Origin of the sequence: Virgisporangium aurantiacum (assembly GCF_016863635.1) — a bacterium.
Classification (GTDB): domain Bacteria; phylum Actinomycetota; class Actinomycetes; order Mycobacteriales; family Micromonosporaceae; genus Virgisporangium; species Virgisporangium aurantiacum.
The window spans coordinates 14,335-34,699 of the sequence record NZ_BOPG01000015.1; the positions used below are offsets into that span (position 1 = coordinate 14,335).

Genomic DNA, 20,365 nt, shown 5'->3' on the forward strand with positions numbered 1-20,365 from the left:
GAAGGTCGGATGGCGTAGGACTCTAGTGACACAACTCTAAGCGGACAATGGTGGGAATGTGTTTGGAGATTTGGAACGGGGAGTTTCGGAGACGTTAAGGACGGCGCCCGCTCCGGGCGCGTCTTCGCGTCTCCCGCCGTTCCGATCCATGAGCCGGGTGGCGCCGGCGCCGGGGCCACCGTGCTCCACCTGATCTCCGCCGCGGTCGACGACCGCAGCGCCCGCGGTATCGCCGCCGCGGTCAGCCGTCTCGTCACCACCGGCGTCCTGCCCGCCGGCGCCCGCCTGCCGACCGTCCGCGACGTCGCCCGCGAACTCGGCATCAGTCCCACCACCGTGAGCGAGGCGTGGCGCAGCCTCGCCCGCGCCGGCGCGATACAGACCCGCGGCCGCTCCGGCACGTTCGTCCTCACTCCGGCCGTGCCGCGGCAACGGCTGCGCTACGCGCGGGTCACCACCCGGCCGGCCACCCTGCCGCGCGACTTCTCCACCGGCGTCCCCGACCACGACCTGCTCCCCCACCTGGCCGAGCCGATGCGCCGGGTCGGCGACGCCCGCCTGACCACCAGCTACCTCGACGAACCCGTGCTGCCCGCGCTGGAGGCGGTGCTGCGGCAGCGGTTCCCGTTCGAGCCCGAGCGGCTCACCGTCGTCGACGGCGCGCTCGACGCGGTCGACCGGATCACCGCCGGCACTGTGCGCTTCGGCGACCACGTCCTTGTGGAAAACCCGGCCTTCCCGCCGGTGCTCGACCTGCTCGACCAGGTCGGCGCCGTTGTGGTCGGCGTTCCTGTGGACGGTTGCGGTCTGCGTCCCGACGCGCTCGCCGAGGCATTGGACGCCCACCGCCCGGTCGCGTTGTACCTGCAGCCGCGGGCGCACAACCCGACCGGCGTGAGCATGACCGACGAGAGAGCGGCCGCACTCGCGGTGGTGCTGAATCAGCACCCGTCGGTGCTGATCGTGGAGGACGACCACGCCGGCGACATCGCGTCCGCACTGCCGGTGAGCCTGGGCGCGCGGCTGCCCGCGTCCACCGTCCACGTGCTCAGCTTCTCCAAGAGCCACGGGCCCGACCTGCGCCTCGCCGCGGTCGGCGGACCGGCGTCGGTCATCGCGTCGGTGACCGACCGGCGGCTGCTCGGTCCCGGCTGGTCGAGCCGGATCCTGCAGGCCGTGCTGGTCGAACTGCTGACCGACCCGTCGACCGTCGCCGGCATCGCCCGGGCCCGCGGCGAGTACGCCCGGCGCCGCGAAGCGATGCTGGCGGCGCTGTCGGCCCGCGAGGTGACGGCGAGCGCCGACGACGGCATCAACCTGTGGATGCAGGTAGCCGACCAGCAGGTGGCGATGCTGTCGCTGGCGGCGCACGGGGTCGCGGTGGCACCGGGCGCGCCGTTCATGGTCACCCCGCTGCCCGTGGACCACGTACGGATCACGGTCGGCCTGGTCCGCGACGGCTTCGACGAACTCGCCGATCTCCTGGCCGAAGCGGCCGGCGCGGAGGCGAAGGCGAGTGGACGCCGTTCGGGTGCCCACCCGCGCGGCTGGCGGTAGCGGTTGCGGCAAGCGCTTTCCCGCAGCGCTTTCAGGAACGGGTGGCAGACTGACGCGATGGCACTGCCCCGTTGGCTGGCCCTCGCCGGCATCGCCGCGGTGGTCGTCGCGCTGGGGATGATCGGGGCGCTACACGTCACCGGGCCGTCGGCCGAGCTCGACCCGATGCGGCGCACCATCAGCCAGTACGCGTTGCTGGAGACCGGAAACGTGTTCAACGCGGCCGTGGTCGTGCTGGCCGCGGGGTCGGCGGCGACCCTGCTGGCCCTGATCCGCACGGCGCTGGTCCCGGTGCGGTCCGGTGCGACGGTGGCGTTGCTGCTGTGGTGCGTGGGGCTGGCCGCGGTCGTGTACTTCCCGAAGCACAACTGGGCCGTCGGCCCGTCGATCGAGGGGACCGTACACAGGTACGCCAGCGTCGTCGCGTTCCTCGGTCTGCCCGTCGCCGCGCTGTTGATCGGCCGCCGCTGGCGGGGCGACGCGCGCTGGCGCGGCCCGGCCGCGGTGACGACCGCGTTCGGCATCCTCGCGTTGCTGTGCTTCACGCCGATCGCGGTCGCGTTCGTGCTGCATCCGTTCACCGGCGTTCCGTGGTGGCGGGCGATCCCGTTGGGCGGTATCGAGCGGGTGTTGGCGCTGGTCGAGGTGGTGACCGTCGGGTACCTGGGTTACTGGGCGATTCGAGCCGTGGCCAGGCCGGCTGCTGTGGCCGTGCGGGGTTGAGGTCGGCGTCCTCACGCTGAGTGCGAACCACCCGGGCCATCCACAGCCGGCCATCCACACCTGGCAGACCGGCGCCGGCGACTGACATGTCACGGGTGCGCCTCCCGGCGTCCAGATAGCACAGTTGGCGCGCTCGGAGAGTGAGACGGGCCATCCCGCTCCACGATCGCCGCGAAAGCTACCCGCAAGTTAAGTTGGCCGCATGGGGTTCGACGTTGAGCGGGTCAGGGCGGCATATCCGGCCCTGGCCGAGGGGTTCGTCCATTTCGACGGAGCGGCCGGCACGCTCGTGGCCGGCCCGGTGGCCGATGCGATCACCGCTACCCTGCGGTCCGCCGTCGGTAACCGGACCACCGTGTTCGAGGCCGGGCGGCGGGCCGGCGCGATCGTGGCCACGGCTCGCGAGGCGGTGGCCGACCTGGTGGGCGGGGATCCGGCCGGCGTGGTGTTCGGCTCCAGCGCCACGGCGCTGACCTACCTCGTCGCCCGCACGTTGTCCACAACCTGGAACGAGCGCGACGAGGTGGTCGTCTCCCGGTTGGACCACGACGCCAACGTCCGGCCGTGGGTGCAGGCGGCCGAGCGGGCCGGCGCGACCGTGCGGTGGGCGGAGTTCGACGCGGCCACCGGCGAGTTGTCCACAGGCCAGTACGCCGACCTCGTCAATCCACAGACAAGGGTCGTGGCGGTCACCGCCGCGAGCAACGCGATCGGCACCCGTCCCGATGTCGCCGCCATCGCGAAGATCGCGCACGCGCACGGGGCGCTGGTGTACGTCGACGGCGTTCACGCCACCGCCCACGTGCCCACCAACGTGGCCGAACTGGGCGCCGACTTCTACGTGACCAGCGCGTACAAGTGGTCCGGCCCGCACCTCGCCGCCTGCGTCGCGGCACCCGCCACCTGGGAACTCATGACACCGGACAAGCTCATGCCGGCCCCCGACACGGTGCCCGACCGGTTCGAGTTCGGCACGCTCAGCTTCGAACTCCTGTCCGGCATCACGGCGGCGGTCGACCACCTCGCCAGCCTCGATCCCGGCGACGCGCCGACCAGGCGGGAGAGGGTCCTGGCCTCCATGTCGTCGGCGCACGCGTACACGTCCGGCGTCTTCGAAGCGCTGGTCACGGGGTTGCGCGCCATCAACGGGGTCACCGTTATGGCGGCGCCGCCGGGCCGCTGCCCGACGGTCTCCTTCCGGGTGGACGCCGAAGCGCCGGCCGCCACCGCAACCGCCCTCGGTGACCAGGGCATCTGCGTCTACTCCGGCGACTACTACGCGTACGAGTACTTCCAGTCGACGGGCCTGCGCGACAGCGGCGGCGGGGTGCGGGCCAGCGTGTACCACTACAACACCGCCGCCGAGGTCGACCGGCTGCTCGAAGCGGTCGAAAACCGGGCAAAGGGAGAGGACAACCAGTGAAGGTCCTGTACACGGCAGAGGTGACCGCCACCGGCGACGGCCGCAGCGGGCACGTGACCTCGTCCGACAAGCTGATCGACGTCGACGTCGCACCACCCGCCGAGCTCGGCGGCGCGGGCGGCGCGACGAACCCGGAGCAGCTGTTCGCCGCGGGGTACTCGGCGTGCTTCCACTCGGCGCTGCGCCGGGTCGCCAAGCAGTCGGGGGCCGACGTCACCGGATCGCAGGTCACCGCGCGGGTCGGGATCGGCGCGATCGGCGAGGGCCGGTTCGGGCTGACCGCCGCGCTCGACGTCGCGCTGCCGGCCGTCCCCCGCGACCAGGGCGAGGAGTTGGTGCGAAAAGCGCACCAGGTGTGCCCGTATTCGAACGCCACCCGCGACAACATCGAGGTGACCGTCACGCTTGTGGACAGCGCCGAGGTCGCACAATGAAAGGTCGGGAGGTGCGGCTGGTCGCGCGTCCCGTCGGGGTACCGGCCGACGAGTGCTTCGAGCTCGCCGAGGTCGACCTGCCGGACCCCGCCGACGGACAGCTCCTTGTCCACAACCGGTACATCTCCGTCGACCCGTACATGCGCGGGCGGATGACCGACGCCAAGTCCTACGTCCCGCCGTTCGAGCTGGGCAAGGCCATGGAGGGCGGCGCGATCGGCGAGGTCGTCGCGTCGGCCAGCCCCGACTTCGCGGCCGGCGACCTGGTTATCCACAACCTCGGTTGGCGGGACCTCGCGCTCGTCCCGGCCGGCGGCGCCCGGAAGATCGAGCCGACGCCGGGCGTCAGCCCGTCGGCCCATCTCGGGGTCCTCGGGATGCCGGGCCTCACCGCGTACGTCGGTCTGCTCGACATCGCGGAGATGAAGCCGGGCGACACCGTGTTCATCTCCGGTGCGGCCGGCGCGGTCGGCAGCGTCGCCGGGCAGATCGCGAAGGCGCGGGGCGCGGCCCGCGTGGTCGGCAGCGCGGGGACGCCCACCAAAGTGGCCTGGCTACGCGAGAACGGCTTCGACGCGGCGTTCGACTACCACGACGGACCGGTACGCAAGCTGCTGAAGGAGGCGGCACCCGACGGGATCGACGTCTACTTCGACAACGTCGGCGGCGACCATCTCGAAGCCGCGATCAGTGCTCTCAAACCGTTCGGACGGGCGGCGCTGTGCGGAGCGATCAGTTCCTACAACGCGACCGAGCCGCCGGCCGGCCCGAACAACCTGTCGCTGGCGGTCGGCAAGCGGCTCACGCTGCGCGGGTTCATCGTCACCGACCATGGCCGGCGGATGAAGGACTACCTGCCGGAGATGGCCGGTTGGCTGCGCGAGGGCACGGTGCGCTGGCAGGAGACGGTGGTCGACGGGCTGGAGAACGCGACCGGGGCGTTCCGGGGACTGTTGGCGGGCGAGAACCTTGGGAAGATGGTCGTACGGCTGAACGGTTGACGACCGGCCGAGCTCACGTGCGTCAACAATTTCTTGAAACGACGGTGGCCGGCCTCCGCGTGGAGGCCGGCCACCGATTCAACATTTAGTTGCGGGCGTACGGGTTGGTGTCGTTGTCGCCGTAGTGGACCGTGTCGGCCACACCGTCGAAGTCGGTGTCGGTCACCGTGCGGTCGATGTTGCCGTCCTCGTCCGGGTCCACCTGAACCTGGTCGACGCGGCCGTCGAAGTTACGGTCGAACGCGGCCAGGTCGAGCTCGCCGTCGCCATCGGTGTCCGCGGCGGCGGCGTCGACAGCGCCGTCCTCGTTCGTGTCGGCGTAGACCCGCTCCGGGTCGCCGTCCTCGTTGGCGTCGACGTAGGCGGTGTCGAGCGCGACGCCGCCGTGCTCGTCGGTGTACACGACCTCGGCGTGGCCGTCGCCGTCGGCGTCGGTGGCCGCGATGTCGGCGTAGCCGTCGTGGTCGGTGTCGGAGACACCCAGCTGCGACCCGTCGGTGAACTGCGCGACGATCGTGTGGTCGTGCGGCTCCTCGTAGGAAGGGGCGTCGGTCCCGTAGTCGTCGCCGCCGGCATTCGGGTCCTCGTACTCGCTCATGCCATCTCCAGCGTTTCGTGGTGGGGATGGCGGTCTCCCCTGGGTGGTGCCGCCATCGTGGTGCTGTCGGAAAGAGTACGGATGCCAGCCCGCCGGAAGATCCCACGTTCGTGCCACCTCGGCCGTCCTGGTGGACCACACCGGGTCACGCGCGGGGTCGTGGTCCGGGCCGCTTCCGGGCTCCATACTTTCCGCACCCGTCACTGTGCCTTCTGTGCGGCCAGCTTCCGGGTGCCCCAGGGGGAAAGCGGTTTCACACGCATGGAGAGTCGTGGCCTCAGGAACCGGGATCGTGCGCGCGCGACACCGGACGGGTCGTCGCCGGACGCCAGTCGACCGGAGCGCGCGCCTCCGGGACGGATCGGGAAGGCCGGTGAAGCCGTCGCGGAACGACGGCCTGGCCACACACGTACACCGCCGGGGCACAGTGCTTTCTGACCCTTCCGGCAGCCACCGGTCGGCTCCGCCTTTCAGGTCGTGACAGCCCGCCGGCTCCGGCTGGGCGGGCATCCCGGGGGAGAGGTGCTGAGGTCCATGCCGGAGCCGGCGGTGAATGGCCGGCCGGGTCCGACGCTAGGCGCGGCCGTGACGCTGGTCCATCCGGTAGACGACGCTTCCTATCCCGTTGGCGCGCGTGTCATGCATACGGTGCGTGATCGGACACGCTGATTCAGGTAGCTCCACGTTGTTGCCGGGAACGCGCTTCCACGCGTGCGCTCCCGCCAGCCAAAGGCTCCGAACAGCGCACCGTTCGGGCCTTTTGGTCCAGGAAAGCGCATTCCTGCTGCCGGAAGCCGCTCCTGGCCGAGTAACGCATTCCTCACGCGTCCCGGAAGCGGGCGACGGACAGCGCCTCCGGAATCTCCCCGGTGCCGTTCAGGACAGCGCTTGCCGCGAGCCGTGACAGCTCCGGTGCCGTCTGAATGCCGAACCCGCCCTGACCGGCGAGCCAGCAGAACGACGGCTCGGCCGGGTCGGGGCCGACCACCGGGTCGCGGTCCGGGGTGAACGTGCGCAGCCCGGCCCAGGCGGTGGACACCGAACGCAGGCCCAACGTGGTGGCGGCGTTCACCCGTTCCAGCGCGAGCGCGACGGCCAACTCCTCGGCGCGGGCGTCGTGCGGATCGGCGGGGGTCTCGTCGGCGGGCGAGATGAGGAGGCCCTGGCCTTCCGGGCGGAAGTAGAACGTCTCGGCCAGGTCGCCGACCAGCGGCCAGTTCTGATCGGCCGCCGAGTACCGGGCCACCGCCGCGGTGCGGACCAGCGGCGTGAGGCCGATCGGTTCGATCCCGAGTCGGGTGGCGATCACGTCGGCCCAGGCGCCAGCGGCGTCGACGACCGCGGCGACCCGCACCGGGCCCGCGGTGGTGTCCAGGAGCCAGGAGCCGCGGTCGCGGTGGCCGGCGAGCACCTCCGTCGACAGGTGCACGCGGACACCCCGCCGCCGCGCGCCGCCCAGGAAATGCTGATGCAGCCCCAGGACATCGATTTCCTGGGCGGACCGTTCGAGCATCGCGCCCTCGGTCCACTCTGGACGGAGCACCGGACACAGCGCCAACGCCTCGGCAGGAGACAGCGGTTCGAGCGAGTCACCGTCAGCGGCTTCGTGGCCGCCGTCGGGTCCGGCGGGGTCGCGGAGCACGAGCCAGGGGCGCGGGCGCAGCAGCGTCCCGACTCTGTCGAACACCGGGCGGCTCGCTGCCGTGAGCGGTCCGACCCGCTCGCCCCCGTAGCTCGTGAGGAACATCGCGGCCGAACGACCGGTCGTGTGATACGCGGGTTCGCGCTCCTGTTCCAGCAGCACCACCGACGCGGACGCCGACAGTTCGTACGCCGCGCCCACACCCGCAATGCCCGCACCGATCACCGCGACATCTGCCTCGATCACGGTTCGATTGTGCCCGGATGTCCGCGTTCCCGGCTCGGTAAGCTCGTTCGCGTTCCGGTCGCTAAGCTCGAAAACGTTCCGACCGTCGAGGGAAAGGCCTTTCCCATGTCCGTGCCCGTGCGTGCTCTGCGCTCGTCCCACGAACTGCTCGTCAGCCTCGCCAGCACCCTCGACGACGCGGGTGCGACCCGCATGTCGTACTGCTCCGACTGGACGATCGCGCAGGTCTACTCGCACCTCGGCAGCGGCGCCGAAATCAATCTGGAGTGGCTCAAGGCGGCACGCGAACACACCGACCCGATCGGTCAGGACGCGATGCAGGCGATCTGGGATCAGTGGGACGCCCGCGGCCCGCTGGAACAGGTCACCGAGGCGGTCAAGGCCAATGCGCGACTGGTCGAGGCGTTCGAGGCGATGTCCGCCGAGGAACTGGCCGCGGCGCACATCACGCTGTTCGGCGGCGCGATCGAGTTGGACGGCGAGGGGATCGCGCTGTTCCGGCTGCCCGAGCACGCGGTGCACACGTGGGACGTGGCGGTGGCCCTCGACCCGTCCGCCCGGGTCGCGCAGTACGCGGTCGACCTGCTGATCGACGCGCTTCCCGGGCGCATCGGCTGGATGGCTAAGCCGTCCGGCGCACGCTGGTCGGTCCGCGTCGAGACCACCGGTCCGGCCCGCACGTTCGTACTGGCCGCCACCCCGGAAGCGGTGTCGTTGGAGAGCGGCGACTCGGATCAGCCCGACGGCGTGGTCCGGATGCCGGCGGAGGCACTGTTGCGGCTCACGTTCGGCCGGCTGGACGACTCGAACGCCGAGGGCGTCGACCCGTCCGGCGCGAAGATCGCCCTGGCCGACGTTCGCGCCGTGTTCCCCGGCTTCTGACGCGTCCGGGCTCGCTCCGGCTCCCGATCGGACTGACGCGTCGCTCGCCGCGTCCGGTCGTCAGCGTCGGCGGATGACCAGTACATCCGAGTCGACCTGTGGCGGCACCCGGAAGGCACTTCGTGGTAAGCGCTTTCCTACCGTGGCCGTCCACCGGCCGTTGAGCGTGGGGCCCGGCGCCCGGCCCGAGGCGGCCGTGCCCGGGTCGGCCGCCCAGCGTCGGACGACCGCGCGTTGCAGGACGAGGTCGGCCGCGGTCAGGCGCGACCCGCGTGCCAGCAGCAACCGCAGCAGCGCGCTACCGATGCCGTAGGGCGGGCTCGCCACCACCCGGAACGGGCGGTGCGGCAGGCGCAGGTCACGCGCGTCCATCCGCAGGACCGAGACCGGAGCGTCCGCGAACCGGACAGCCAGCCGGTCGGCCCGACCCGGATGCAGTTCGACCGCGAGAACCCGCGCACCGGCGCGCACCAGCGGAGCCGTGAGCGCTCCCGTGCCGGCGCCGATGTCGAGCACCAGCTCGCCGGGGCGCACCCCCGCATCGGCGACAACGCGGGTGGCCCACCGGTCAGTGAGTGGGTGCCAGCCCCAGCTCCGCCGGGATCCGCCCTGCGGGGCGACGGGCTGCCCCGCGGACACGACGCACCATCACCATGAACATTCCGCGACCGTAGACGTCGCCCGCCGCACCCCTCAATCGAATTTCGCGGAAAGCGCTTGCCCACACATCCGGCGGCGCCACGGCACCGAATGTCAGGCATGAATGTCTACCGATCGACGGCCGCGTCGGCGGCGGTGGACGCGCAACGTCGACGCCTCGACCTGCACCGCACCAGCCTGGTGACCGGCGCGTGCGAGGCCTGCGGACGGGACGGCCCGTGCCCGGACGCCAACGAGGCGGCCGAGTTCCTCGCCGAGCGCGGTCTGCTGGTCCCCGAGTCGGCACGACCGGAGCCGCGCCGGCGTCGCACAGGGCTGCGGCGTTTGGTCCACCGCGTGCTGCGCGCCCTCAGAATCGCCTGATGGCGCCTCAGCGGACGACCAGCGTCGTGCCCGGACGCGCCTCGATCAGTTCCCCCACGACCGGGTGGCCGGGCAACTCGCCCGCAACGAGCAGACCTCCGGACGTCTGCGCGTCGGCGAGGAGCAGCAACTCGTCCTCGCCGACCGACGCCGACAGATGCGGCCGCACCCAGTCGAGGTTGCGCCGCGTCCCCCCGCTCACGAACCCGTCGGCAAGCGCTTTCCGCGCGTCCTCCAGGTAGCGGACGGCCGCCGCGTCGATCACCGCCGTGACCTTGCTCGCCCGCGCCAGCTTGTGCAGATGCCCGAGCAGCCCGAAGCCGGTCACGTCGGTGGCGCAGCGGACGCCCGCGGCGAGCGCGGCCCGGGAGGCGTCCCGGTTCAGCGTCACCATCGTCTCGACCGCGTGCGGGAACACGTCACCGGTCGCCTTGTGCCGGCTGTTGAGCACGCCGATGCCCAGCGGCTTGGTGAGCGTCAACGGCAGTCCGGCCACGCCGGCGTCGTTGCGTAGCAGGCGCTGCGGGTCGGCGATCCCGGTCACCGCCATGCCGTACTTCGGTTCCGGGTCGTCGACGCTGTGCCCACCCGCAACGTGGCAACCGGCGGAGCGCGCCACGTCGAGCCCACCACGGAGCACCTCGGCGGCGAGCGTCATCGGCAGCAGATCCCGCGGCCACGCCAGGAGATTGACCGCCACCACCGGGGTGCCGCCCATCGCGTACACGTCGGAAAGCGCATTCGCGGCGGCGATCCGCCCCCAGTCGTAGGCGTCGTCGACCACCGGGGTGAAGAAGTCGGCGGTCGCCACGACGGCGGTGCCGTCTGCGATGGTGACGACCGCGGCATCGTCGCCGTCGTCGAGCCCGACGACGAGCTCGCCGTTGCCCGTGCCGCCCGATCCGCGCAGGTCGGCCACCACCGCCTCCAGTTCGCCCGGCGGAATCTTGCAGGCGCATCCCCCGCCGTGTGCGTAGCCGGTGAGCCGCTTCGTCGATGTGGTCACACTCCGACCCTAGCGGGGTACTAGGCTTCGACGCGGAGGTGTTTGGGCGGCTGGTGCTCCTCCCGGTCTTCAAAACCGGTGTGGCCCGGAATCCGGGCCAGGCGGGTTCGATTCCCGTCCGCCTCCGCCAACACGCCCCCGCCGAGCATTCGCCGCCGTCGCAAGGAGGGTTGAGCGGGGTGACCGATCCGCGTCGTGGGGTGCCGCGCACCGACGCCGTTCTCGACGACCCCCGCCTGCGCGCCGCGATCGCCACGCTCGGCCGCTCGACGGTGAAGGCCGCGGTCGTCGCGGCGCAGGAACGCGCCCGCCGCGGCGAGATCCCGCCGGCGCAGGTGGCCGACTCCGCGGTCGCCGGGCTGCCCGATCGGGCCGCGAGCCTTCGGCCGGTGCTCAACGCCACCGGCGTGGTCGTGCACACGAATCTGGGGCGGGCACCGCTTTCCGCCGCCGCGGTCGAGGCCGTCGTCGCGGCGACGGGATACACCGACGTCGAACTCGACCTCGCCACCGGGCGCCGGGCGCGGCGGGGGCGAGACACTCTCGCGGCGCTCGCGGCCCTGGTTCCGGCCGCCGCCGCGGTCCATGTGGTCAACAACGGTGCGGCCGCGCTCTCCCTCGCGGCAACGGCATTGGCGACGGGACGCGAGATCGTCGTCAGCCGCGGCGAGATGGTCGAGATCGGGGACGGCTTCCGCCTGCCCGACCTGCTCGCGTGCACCGGTGCCCGGCTACGGGAGGTCGGTACCACGAACCGCACCACGCGCGCCGATTACGAGGCCGCGATCGGCCCGGGAACCGCTTTCCTATTGAAGGTGCACCCGTCGAACTTCGTGGTACGCGGATTCACCTCGTCGGTGCCGGTACGGGACCTGGCCACGCTGCCGGTGCCCGTCGTCGTCGACATCGGGTCGGGCCTGCTCGGGCCGGACCCGCTGCTCCCCGACGAGCCCGACGCCACCACCGCGTTGCGGGCCGGTGCCGCGCTCGTCACCGCAAGCGGCGACAAGCTTCTCGGTGGCCCGCAGGCCGGCCTGATGCTCGGCACCGCCGACGTGATCGAGCGGCTGCGCCGTCACCCGCTGGCCCGCGCGATGCGCGTCGACAAGCTCACGTTGGCGGCGCTCGAAGCGACCCTGCGCGGGCCCGTGCATCCGGTGCGGCAAGCGCTTTCCGCCGATCCGGCCGAGTTGCGGGCCCGGGCGGAGGCACTGGCCGCGAAGCTGCCGGGCATCGGTGCCGAGGTGGTGCCGGCGAGGTCGGTCGTGGGCGGCGGCGGCGCGCCCGAGGTGGAGCTGGCGTCGTGGGCGCTGGCCCTGCCGGTCGGATACGCGGCGCCGCTGCGGCTCGGCGACCCGCCGGTCGTCGGACGCGTCGAGCACAACCGTCTGCTGCTCGATCTGCGCTGTGTGCCGGCGGCGCTCGACAAGCCGCTCGGCGAGGCGATCCTGGCCGTCGACGACGCATCCGTCACGTAGATGTTCGTCGTTGCGACCGCGGGTCACGTCGACCACGGCAAGTCCACTCTGGTCCGGGCGCTGACCGGGATGGAGCCGGACCGGCTGGCCGAGGAGCAACGCCGCGGCATGACAATCGAACTCGGATTCGTGTGGACCGCCCTGCCGTCGGGTGCCGTGGTGGCGTTCGTCGACGTGCCCGGGCACCAGCGGTTCGTCCCGACGATGCTGGCCGGCGCCGGACCGGTTCCGGCCGCGCTCGTGGTGGTCGCCGCCGACGAGGGCTGGATGCCGCAGTCCGCCGAACATCTCGCCGCCCTCGACGGGCTCGGCGTGCGGCACGGGCTGATCGCGGTCACCCGCAGCGATCTCGCCGATTTCGGTCCGGCATTGGAAAGGGCCCGGGCCGAGGTCGCCGCGACGTCGATGGGCACGGTCGAGGCGGTGGCGGTCAGCGGGACCACCGGCTCGGGTCTCGCCGAACTGCGGGCCGCCCTGGACCGGTTGGGCGCCGCACTGCCACCGCCCGATCCCGGTGCGCCGGTGCGGTTGTGGGTCGACCGGTCCTTCACGATCCGCGGCAGCGGCACGGTCGTCACCGGAACACTCGGCGCCGGAACCCTGACGGCGGGCGACGAACTGGAGATCGACGGCCGGACCGTCCGGGTGCGGGCGCTGGAGTCGTTGGGCCGACAGGCATCCACGGTGGCGCCGGTCGCGCGGGTCGCGGTGAACCTGCGCGGGATCGACCGGTCCGCCGTCCGGCGCGGGACGGCGTTGGTGACGCCGGACCGCTTCACGTTCGTCGACGTGATCGACGTGCGCGTGCACGGTGATCCGGTGACCGACCTGCCTGCCACCGTCGCCCTGCACGTCGGGTCGGCGGCGGTGCCGGCGCACGTCCGTCCATTGGGGACGGACACCGCCCGCCTGCGCCTCGACCGGCCGCTGCCGCTGCGCATCGGCGACCGGGCGCTGCTGCGCGACCCCGGCCGGCACCACGTCGCCGGCGGTCTCACCGTCCTCGATGTCGCGCCGCCGCCATTGGGGCGGCGCGGTTCGGCGCGCGACCGGGCCGACGAACTGTCCACGATGGACGCCCGACCGGACGCGACGGGTGAGATCCGACGGCGACGCGTGGTCCGGCGCACCGACCTGATCCGGATGGGCGTTCCCGACCCGCCGGCGCCGCTCGCCGGCGACTGGCTGATCGACCCGGCACACGCCGACCGGCTCGCACAGCGGTTGGCTGACGCCGTCGCCGCGCACGACGCCGCACACCCGCTCGACCCCGGTCTGCTCCTGGAGGCGGCCAGACACACGCTCGGACTTCCCGACCGCACCGTCGTGACGGCGGTCGTCCGGCCGCCGTTGACGGTCCGCGGCGGACGCGTCACCGCACAATCCGTAGCTGGAAACGGCCTGCCGGAACCGATCGCGCGCGCCGTCGCCCAGGTGGAACGCGACCTCGCGAGCCGCCCGTTCGCCGCGCCGGACGCCAACCGCCTGACCCAACTGGGTCTGGGCCGCCGTGAGGTGGCGGTCGCGGTGCGGGCCGGCGCCCTCGTGCGCGCCGGTGACGTGGTGCTGCTGCCCGGCGCGGTGGAGCGCGCGGCCGACGTGCTGGCGAGTCTCCCCCAGCCGTTCACCCTGAGCACCGCCCGGCAGGCGTTGGGCACCAGCCGACGCGTCGCCGTCCCGCTGCTCGAACTTCTCGACCAGAAGGGCGTCACCCGCCGCCTGCCCGACGACACCCGCGTCGTCGTCGACTCCCCCGCCACCGGGCCGTCGGGTCGATGACGGAGCGCGGTCCGCGATCGCGCAGACGGTGATTCGCCAACAGTTCTTCCGGTGGACACAACGCGGCAGTGTCGCGGCGCACCCCGTCCGGGCACCTTGACACGGTGAAGATCCGGCGGCCAGGACAGTGCACGGCACTCGTCGCGACGGGCGGCTTCGCATCGACAGGAGTGGTGGTCGGCCACGTGGGCGCGGGGCCGCCCGACAGCGTGGTCCTTCCGAAGGGACCCGCGGACCTGTGGACGCCGGCGGTGTCCGGCCGCGTCTGGTTCGCCGTCCTGGTCGCGGTTTCGGTGTGCGTGCTCGCGGTGACGTTCGTCGTGCTCCACCGGCGCGCCGGCACCGGTCGCATCGGGATCCGGACCGTCGGGACCGCGGCCGTCATGTGGACGCTGCCCGTCCTGCCCGCCCCACCGCTGCTGAGCCTCGACGCGTACTCGTACCTGGCACAGGGGACGATGCTGCTGACCGGGCTCGACCCCTACGAGTCCGGTCCGGATCGGCTGGGCGGTCCGCTGCTCGCGGCCGTGGCACCCGTCTGGCGGGCGACCCCGGCGCCGTACGGGCCGCTGTCGCTCGGCCTGCTCCGGATGATCGTCGACTGGGGCGGTGGAAGCGTGGCGGTAAGCGTTTTCCTGCTCCGAGCCGTGGCGCTCGTCGCGGTCGCCGGGTCGGCGCTGCTCGCCGTCCAACTGGCGACACAGGCCCACGCGGCCCGGACGCTCGACGCGGACGCGGACGCGGACGCCGCGTCCGACGGACGCGGGGCCGGGCCGGCGCGTGCCGCGGCGCTGGCGCTCGTCGCGGCGAATCCGTTGGTGGTGCTGCATCTGGTCGGTGGCGTTCATCTGGACGCGCTGCTGACGGCGCTCGCCGCGCTGACGGTGTTCGCGGCCGGGCACCGGGTGTGGATCGTGGCGGGGCTCGCCGCCGCGATCGCGTTCACGGTCAAGGCGACCGGCGCCGTGCTGATCGCCTACGTACTGTCGGTCCGGGCGCGGACCGACGGCGTCTTCTCCCGCCGCACGACGGGCACCGGGTTCCTGATGACGGGGGCGGTGGTCGTCCTGTCGGCGTTGATCCCCAACGGATGGGGGTGGCTCGGCGCGATGGACACGCCCGGCCTGATCCGGCATCCGTACGATCCGGCCACGGTGGTGGGTTGGCTGCTCCACTGGGCCGGTGCGCTCACACCGTGGACACCCGATCTGGCGCGGTCGGTGGCGATCGCCCGCGTCATGCTGCTCGCCGGTGGCGCGGTGCTGGTGGTGCGCCTGCTGTGGTTGCCCCGCCGGCCGGCACGGGCGGGAACCGCCCTGCAGGTGACCGCGCTCGTCGCGCCGACGGTGCACGCCTGGTACCTGACCTGGGGGCTGTCGCTCGCCGGGACCACGGGCCGATGGGCACAGCAGGCGACGGTCGCGGTGTGCGTCGCCCTGTGTTTCACCGCGATGCCCGAGACGCTCTCGCGACGGCCGGCCGGGATCGCGCTGACGGTGGCGCTGCTCGTCGTGGCGCTCGCGGCGGTGGCCCTTCCCGTGCTGCGGGCCGGCTGGACCGGCTGGACCGACCGGGTCGCCCGGATGACGGCGTGACCGTGGTCGTGTGGACGTCCTGGGAAAGCGCTTGCCGCGCGTCTTGGAGGGGAAGAACGGCGTGAGGATCGTACGGCTGGCGAACTTCGTCACCGATACCTCGGGCGGGCTGCGCACGGCGCTGCGCCAGCTCGGTATCGGATACCGCGCCGCGGGACATGAACCGGTCCTGATCGTCCCCGGCGCGACCGCGAGCGACGAGTGGACGCCGCAGGGCCGGGTGATAGCGCTTTCCGGACCGATCGTCCCCGGCACCGGCGGCTACCGGGTGATGGTCAACCGGTTCGCCGTGCGTCGCCTCCTGGAGGAACTCGCACCGGACCGGATCGAGGTGTCCGACCGCACCACGCTGCGGTGGACGGGTGCATGGGCGCGCCGCGCCGGCGTCCCGTCGATCATGGTGTCGCACGAGAGTCTGCGCGGCCTGGCCCGCCTCGCGACCGGCGGCGGGCGGGCCACGGAACTGGCCGCCGACCTGGTATCCGACCGGCTCAACCGCCGCACCGCCGACGCCTACGACCGGATCGTGTGTACGACGGCGTGGGCCGCCGCCGAGTTCGAGAAGCTGGGTGCGACCAACCTGCGGCGGGTCCCGCTGGGCGTCGACCTGGAGCAGTTCCACCCCGGCCGGCACGACCCGGCCCTGCGCGCCGACCTGGCCCGCGATGACGAGATCCTGCTGATCCACTGCGGCCGGCTGTCGCCAGAGAAGCAGCCCGAGCGGTCGCTCCGGGCGCTGGCCACGCTGCGCGCTCGCGGGGTGCCGGCGGTGCTGCTGGTGATCGGCACGGGTCCGCGCCGCACGGCGATGCGGACCGCGGCCGCGCGGGCCGGGCTGCCGGTGCGGTTCACCGATCACGTCGCCGACCGCAACCACCTCGCGGCCCTGCTCGCCACCGCCGACGTCGTGCTCGCGCCCGGCCCGGTCGAGACGTTCGGGCTGGCCGCACTCGAGGCGCTGGCGAGCGGCACCCCGGTCGTGGTCAGCGCGGAAAGCGCTTTACCGGAGGTGGTCGGTGACGCGGGCCGCGCCGTCGCCGGCCTCGGACCGGAGTACGCCGACGCGATCGTCGACCTGATCGCGGTTCCGGAGACGCAGCGACGGGCGTCCGCCCGCCGCCGGGCGGAGTGCTTCCCGTGGTCGGCCGCGGCAAGCGGTTTCCTGGCGGCCCACGGCGTCGCGGCGCCGGCCGAGGTTGTCACGCACCAGCCGCAGGGAGGTTTCTGAGTCCCCCGTGGCGCCATGTCCGGCACCGGCAGCGGCGCCGCGGTCGGTGGGCTTCCGGCGGGCCGTTAGGGTTGGGTCATGCGGGCTTTGGACTCGGTGCGCGAATGGCCGGTCGACCACGCCGCCGTGGTGGTGCTCGACCGTACCGGCGAGATCGCCCGGACCGGTCCCGACGAGCCGATGCCGTGGGCGTCGGTCACCAAAATCGCCACGGCGCTCGGGGTGCTCATCGCGGTGTCGCGGGGCGACGTGTCGCTCGACGAACCGGCCGGTCCACCCGGCGCGACGGTGCGGCACCTCCTCGCGCACGCCTCCGGCGTCGGGCCCGAGGACGACACCGTGCTCGCCCAGCCCGGCAAGCGGCGCATCTACTCCAACCGGGGCTTCGAGCTGCTCGGCGAGCTCGTCACCGAACGGGTGGGAAAGCCCTTTCCCGAGTACCTGGACACCGAGGTGTTCGGCCCGCTCGGCATGGACCGTACGCGGTTGGACGGCTCACCGGCGCGCGCTGTCACCGGTCCCATAACCGACCTTGCCGCGCTCGGAGCGGAACTTCTGACACCGACCCTGGCCACCGATCTTCGATCGGAGGCCACGCGGGTGGCGTTCCCCGGCCTGGCCGGCGTACTGCCCGGATTCGGACGGCAGGCGCCGAACGACTGGGGACTCGGGTTCGAGATCCGGGACGGGAAGAGTCCACACTGGACGGGCAGCCGCAACTCCCCCGAGACGTTCGGCCACTTCGGACAGACGGGCTCGTTCCTGTGGGTGGATCCGGTGGCCGGCCTCGCGTGCGCCTGCCTCACCGGGACGCCGTTCGGCGAATGGGCCGCCACGAACTGGCCGCGACTGAGCGACCTCGTGCTCGAAGAACGGGCATGAGGCGACCCGCACGCGGGTAAGGGGTCCGGCATGGAGCATTACACGATCGCCACCGTTGCCGAGCAGCACTCGGACTTCCGTCGGGTGCTGTGGACCGGCAAGCACAGTCAGCTCGTCATCATGACCGTTCCGCCGGGCGGTGAGATCGGCGAGGAGGTCCACGAGGTCGACCAGATCCTCTCCTTCGTCAGCGGCGTGGGCGAGGCGGTGGTCAGCGGCGACAAGCGGAAGGTCGCGCAGGGCGACCTGGTCATCGTTCCGGCCGGCCGCAAGCACAACTTCATCAACACCGGACCCAACCCGCTGGTGCTGTACACGGTCTACGCCCCGGCCGAACACGCCGACGGCGCCATCCACCGCACCAAGGAGCAGGCCGACGCGATGGAGGAGGCCGGCAAGGACGAGCCGCCGTCGTCCTGAGGCTGTCACCTGGGCTTACGCTATGTAGATCTTGGACTCCCGGCGCATGGCACGCGGGAGTCCAAGATCATTTCTGGCGGCGCCGCTTCCCCGCCGCTTCCCCGCCGGCTCCTCGCCGCCTTCTTCGCCGTGACGGCAGGTTCGCCTAGGTGGCGGACCTCTCGGTGGCGGCCCGGTAGCCCTCCACCGCCTCGGCCAGGACCTCGGCACCCGGGCGGGCCCAGACCTCGGTGTTGAACACCTCGATCTCGATCGGACCGGCGTAGCCGGCCGAGTCCACATAGGACACCCAGGCCGGCAGGTCGACGCAGCCGGTACCCGGCATCCCCCGTCCGGTGAGGACGCCCTCCGGCAGCGGCGTGATCCAGTCGGCGAGCTGGAAAGCGCTTACCCGGGCACCGGCCCGCCGGACGAGTGCGGGCGCGCGGTCGTCCCACCACAGGTGGTAGGTATCGATCACGACCCCGACCTCGCCGACGTCGTGCCGTTCGGCGATCGTCAATGCCTGCTCGAGGGTGCTGATCACGCACCGGTCCGAGCAGAACATCGGGTGCAGCGGCTCGATCGCGAGCGTCACTCCGGCCGCCCGGGCGTAGGGCACCAGTCGCCCGACGGCGTCGGCCACGTGCGCTCGGGCTCCGGCCAGGTCGCGGCCGCCGAGCCCGCCACTGACCAGGACGAGCACCGACGTCCCCAGCGTCGCCGCCTCGTCGATCGCGCGCCGGTTCTCGTCGTACCAGCCGGCGTCGGCGAAGAACCCGCCCCGGCACAGCGAGGTAACCGCTATCCCGGCGTCGCGCACCAGGCGTGCGGTCTTCTCCAGCCCGTACTCCGCGACCGGGTCCCGCCACAGCCCGATGCCGGGAACCCCCGATCGCACGAGCGCGTCGACGAGGTCGGGCAGCGGCCAGCCCTGGGTGGTCGCCTGGTTGAAGGAGAACCGGCGCAGGCCGGACGCGGCCGGAAAGCGCTTTCCGGCCGGACGGGTATCGCCGGCGACGGTCGTCGGGGCACCGGCGGCGGGCCGGGCACCACCGGCGGCGGTCGCCGGAAAACCGCCTGCGCCGGCGGAGCCAGAGCCGGCCGAGCCAGAGCCGGCCGAGCCAGAGCCGGCCGAGCCAGAGCCGGCCGAGCCAGAGCCGGCCGAGCCAGAGCCGGCCGAGCCGCCCGACGCGGCCGGGGTCGCGGTCGTCACTGCGGGACCTCGATGCGCCGGCCCTCGCGCGCCGACTGCAGCGCCAGCTCCGCCAGCCGGACGCCCCGGGTGCCCGAGGCGAAGTCCCAGTGGTACGGCCCGTCCTCGGCGACGTGCCGCAGGAAGGCCTCCCACTGGGCCTTGAAACCGTTGTCGAACTCCTCGTTGTCGGGCACCTCGGCCCACTGGCCCCGGAACGGGACGGAGTTCGGCAGATCAGGGTTCCACACCGGCTTCGGCGTCATCGAGCGGTGTTGCACGCGGCAGTGGCGCAGACCCGCGACGGCGCTGCCCTCCGTGCCGTCGACCTGGAACTCCACGAGTTCGTCGCGGTACACGCGGACGCACCAGGACGAGTTGATCTGGGCGATCGCCCCACCGGCGAGCTCGAACACCGCGTAGGCCGCGTCGTCGGCGGTCGCGGCGTAGGGCTCGCCCTGCTCGTCGACCCGGGTGTCGATGTGGGTGGCCATCGTGCACTGCACCGACCGGACCCCACCGAACAACTCCTCGAGCAGATAGTTCCAGTGGGGCAGCATGTCCATCACGATGCCGCCGCCGTCGGCCGTCCGGTAGTTCCAGGACGGGCGCTGGGCGGGCTGCCAGTCCCCCTCGAAGACCCAGTAGCCGAACTCACCCCGGACCGACAGGATGCGCCCGAAGAACCCGCCGTCGATGAGCCGCTTGAGCTTGCGCAGGCCGGGCAGGAACAGCTTGTCCTGCACGACGCCGGTCTTGAGGCCGGCGGCCGCGGCCAGGTCGGCCAGCTCGGTGGCGGCCACCGCGGTCTCGGCCAGGGGTTTCTCGGTGTAGACGTGCTTGCCGGCCTCGATCGCCTGGCGGATAGCCTTTTCCCGGGCCTGGGTGACCTGGGCGTCGAAGTAGATGGAGACGTCGGGACGGGCCAGCGCCGCCCCGAGATCTGTGGTCCACTCGGTGAGCCCGTGCCGGCCGGCGATCTCGGCGAGCTTCGCCTCACTGCGCCCGACCAGGACGGGTTCGGGCCACAATGTCCCGTCACGGGTCGGAAGGCCGCCCGCCTCGCGGATGGCCAGCAGTGAGCGCACCAGGTGCTGGCGGTACCCCATCCGCCCGGTGACTCCGTTGAGCACGATGCCGATCGAACGGCGCGTCATCCCATGGCTCCCTAGTTCCCACATTCCTTGAGGAAAGCGCTTTCCTGGGAGGCTAACCGAACGTGCCGGACCCGACAAGGGCCGGACCATTACACTGCTGCCACACCGCATGGAAGG

19 protein-coding genes and 1 tRNA gene are annotated in these 20,365 nt (G+C 72.4%); 14 read left to right on the forward strand and 6 right to left on the reverse strand.

Translation table 11 applies throughout. The features are described from left to right. Nucleotides 1-180: 180 nt before the first annotated feature. From Vau01_RS13510 to Vau01_RS13530, 5 genes are all read left to right on the forward strand, one after another. Nucleotides 181-1,557 carry an aminotransferase-like domain-containing protein gene (locus Vau01_RS13510; RefSeq protein WP_203991714.1) on the forward strand — a complete coding sequence of 459 codons (1,377 nt, stop codon included), beginning with the start codon at nucleotides 181-183 and terminating at the stop codon, nucleotides 1,555-1,557. A gap of 57 nt (nucleotides 1,558-1,614) precedes the next feature. Beyond that, on the forward strand, nucleotides 1,615-2,280 hold the full coding sequence (locus Vau01_RS13515; protein WP_203991716.1) for a DUF998 domain-containing protein: 666 nt from the start codon (nucleotides 1,615-1,617) through the stop codon (nucleotides 2,278-2,280). Between the two features lie 202 nt (nucleotides 2,281-2,482). Next, complete coding sequence (locus Vau01_RS13520; RefSeq protein WP_203991719.1) at nucleotides 2,483-3,703, forward strand: cysteine desulfurase-like protein; 1,221 nt, start codon at nucleotides 2,483-2,485, stop codon at nucleotides 3,701-3,703. Continuing rightward, nucleotides 3,700-4,137 (forward strand): organic hydroperoxide resistance protein, encoded by a 438-nt coding sequence (locus Vau01_RS13525; RefSeq protein ID WP_203991722.1) that lies wholly within the window; start codon nucleotides 3,700-3,702, stop codon nucleotides 4,135-4,137. The genes Vau01_RS13520 and Vau01_RS13525 overlap by 4 nt, the downstream gene beginning before the upstream one ends. Beyond that, entirely contained in the window at nucleotides 4,134-5,138 is a 1,005-nt protein-coding gene (locus Vau01_RS13530) for an NADP-dependent oxidoreductase (RefSeq protein WP_203991725.1), read from the forward strand. Before Vau01_RS13525 ends, Vau01_RS13530 begins: the two co-directional genes overlap by 4 nt. Before the next feature lie 85 nt (nucleotides 5,139-5,223). Here the strand turns inward: Vau01_RS13530 and Vau01_RS13535 are convergent, their stop codons facing one another. Beyond that, on the reverse strand, nucleotides 5,224-5,736 hold the full coding sequence (locus tag Vau01_RS13535) for a hypothetical protein (protein ID WP_203991727.1): 513 nt from the start codon (nucleotides 5,734-5,736) through the stop codon (nucleotides 5,224-5,226). An 820-nt stretch (nucleotides 5,737-6,556) separates the two neighbouring features. After that, entirely contained in the window at nucleotides 6,557-7,624 is a 1,068-nt protein-coding gene (locus Vau01_RS13540) for an NAD(P)/FAD-dependent oxidoreductase (RefSeq protein WP_203991729.1), read from the reverse strand. 105 nt (nucleotides 7,625-7,729) lie between these two features. On the opposite strand from Vau01_RS13540, the gene Vau01_RS13545 reads away from it, so the two are divergent. After that, complete coding sequence (locus Vau01_RS13545) at nucleotides 7,730-8,506, forward strand: maleylpyruvate isomerase family mycothiol-dependent enzyme (RefSeq protein WP_203991731.1); 777 nt, start codon at nucleotides 7,730-7,732, stop codon at nucleotides 8,504-8,506. Nucleotides 8,507-8,566: 60 nt separating this feature from the next. Here Vau01_RS13545 and Vau01_RS13550 read toward each other — a convergent pair whose 3' ends face one another. Further along, nucleotides 8,567-9,145, reverse strand: a complete 579-nt coding sequence (locus Vau01_RS13550) for an rRNA adenine N-6-methyltransferase family protein (protein WP_203991732.1) — start codon at nucleotides 9,143-9,145, stop codon at nucleotides 8,567-8,569. Nucleotides 9,146-9,265: 120 nt separating this feature from the next. Between Vau01_RS13550 and Vau01_RS13555 the strand changes: the two genes are divergently transcribed. Further along, nucleotides 9,266-9,529, forward strand: coding sequence for a hypothetical protein (locus tag Vau01_RS13555; RefSeq protein WP_203991733.1), 264 nt, complete (start codon nucleotides 9,266-9,268; stop codon nucleotides 9,527-9,529). A gap of 7 nt (nucleotides 9,530-9,536) precedes the next feature. Here the strand turns inward: Vau01_RS13555 and selD are convergent, their stop codons facing one another. After that, nucleotides 9,537-10,535 (reverse strand): selenide, water dikinase SelD, encoded by a 999-nt coding sequence (gene selD / locus Vau01_RS13560; RefSeq protein ID WP_203991734.1) that lies wholly within the window; start codon nucleotides 10,533-10,535, stop codon nucleotides 9,537-9,539. Between the two features lie 34 nt (nucleotides 10,536-10,569). Between selD and Vau01_RS13565 the strand changes: the two genes are divergently transcribed. From Vau01_RS13565 to Vau01_RS13595, 7 genes are all read left to right on the forward strand, one after another. Then, nucleotides 10,570-10,665, forward strand: a tRNA-Sec gene (locus Vau01_RS13565). A gap of 49 nt (nucleotides 10,666-10,714) precedes the next feature. Further along, a complete protein-coding gene (gene selA, locus Vau01_RS13570; RefSeq protein ID WP_373320235.1) occupies nucleotides 10,715-12,013 on the forward strand; it encodes an L-seryl-tRNA(Sec) selenium transferase in 1,299 nt (432 codons plus the stop codon). Then, the gene (gene selB, locus Vau01_RS13575) at nucleotides 12,014-13,792 is read left to right on the forward strand and encodes a selenocysteine-specific translation elongation factor (RefSeq protein ID WP_203991736.1); all 1,779 of its coding nucleotides are present in this window, start codon (nucleotides 12,014-12,016) and stop codon (nucleotides 13,790-13,792) included. 104 nt (nucleotides 13,793-13,896) lie between these two features. Further along, nucleotides 13,897-15,387 carry a polyprenol phosphomannose-dependent alpha 1,6 mannosyltransferase MptB gene (mptB, locus tag Vau01_RS13580; RefSeq protein ID WP_203991738.1) on the forward strand — a complete coding sequence of 497 codons (1,491 nt, stop codon included), beginning with the start codon at nucleotides 13,897-13,899 and terminating at the stop codon, nucleotides 15,385-15,387. 61 nt (nucleotides 15,388-15,448) lie between these two features. After that, on the forward strand, nucleotides 15,449-16,615 hold the full coding sequence (locus Vau01_RS13585; RefSeq protein WP_203991741.1) for a glycosyltransferase: 1,167 nt from the start codon (nucleotides 15,449-15,451) through the stop codon (nucleotides 16,613-16,615). 78 nt (nucleotides 16,616-16,693) lie between these two features. After that, nucleotides 16,694-17,497, forward strand: coding sequence for a serine hydrolase domain-containing protein (locus tag Vau01_RS13590; RefSeq protein ID WP_203991744.1), 804 nt, complete (start codon nucleotides 16,694-16,696; stop codon nucleotides 17,495-17,497). A 30-nt stretch (nucleotides 17,498-17,527) separates the two neighbouring features. Further along, nucleotides 17,528-17,917 (forward strand): cupin domain-containing protein, encoded by a 390-nt coding sequence (locus Vau01_RS13595; RefSeq protein ID WP_203991746.1) that lies wholly within the window; start codon nucleotides 17,528-17,530, stop codon nucleotides 17,915-17,917. A gap of 145 nt (nucleotides 17,918-18,062) precedes the next feature. Here Vau01_RS13595 and Vau01_RS13600 read toward each other — a convergent pair whose 3' ends face one another. Then, entirely contained in the window at nucleotides 18,063-19,112 is a 1,050-nt protein-coding gene (locus tag Vau01_RS13600; RefSeq protein WP_308440458.1) for a sugar phosphate isomerase/epimerase family protein, read from the reverse strand. Next, a complete protein-coding gene (locus Vau01_RS13605) occupies nucleotides 19,109-20,248 on the reverse strand; it encodes a Gfo/Idh/MocA family protein (RefSeq protein WP_203991748.1) in 1,140 nt (379 codons plus the stop codon). Before Vau01_RS13605 ends, Vau01_RS13600 begins: the two co-directional genes overlap by 4 nt. Between the last annotated feature and the right edge of the window lie 117 nt (nucleotides 20,249-20,365).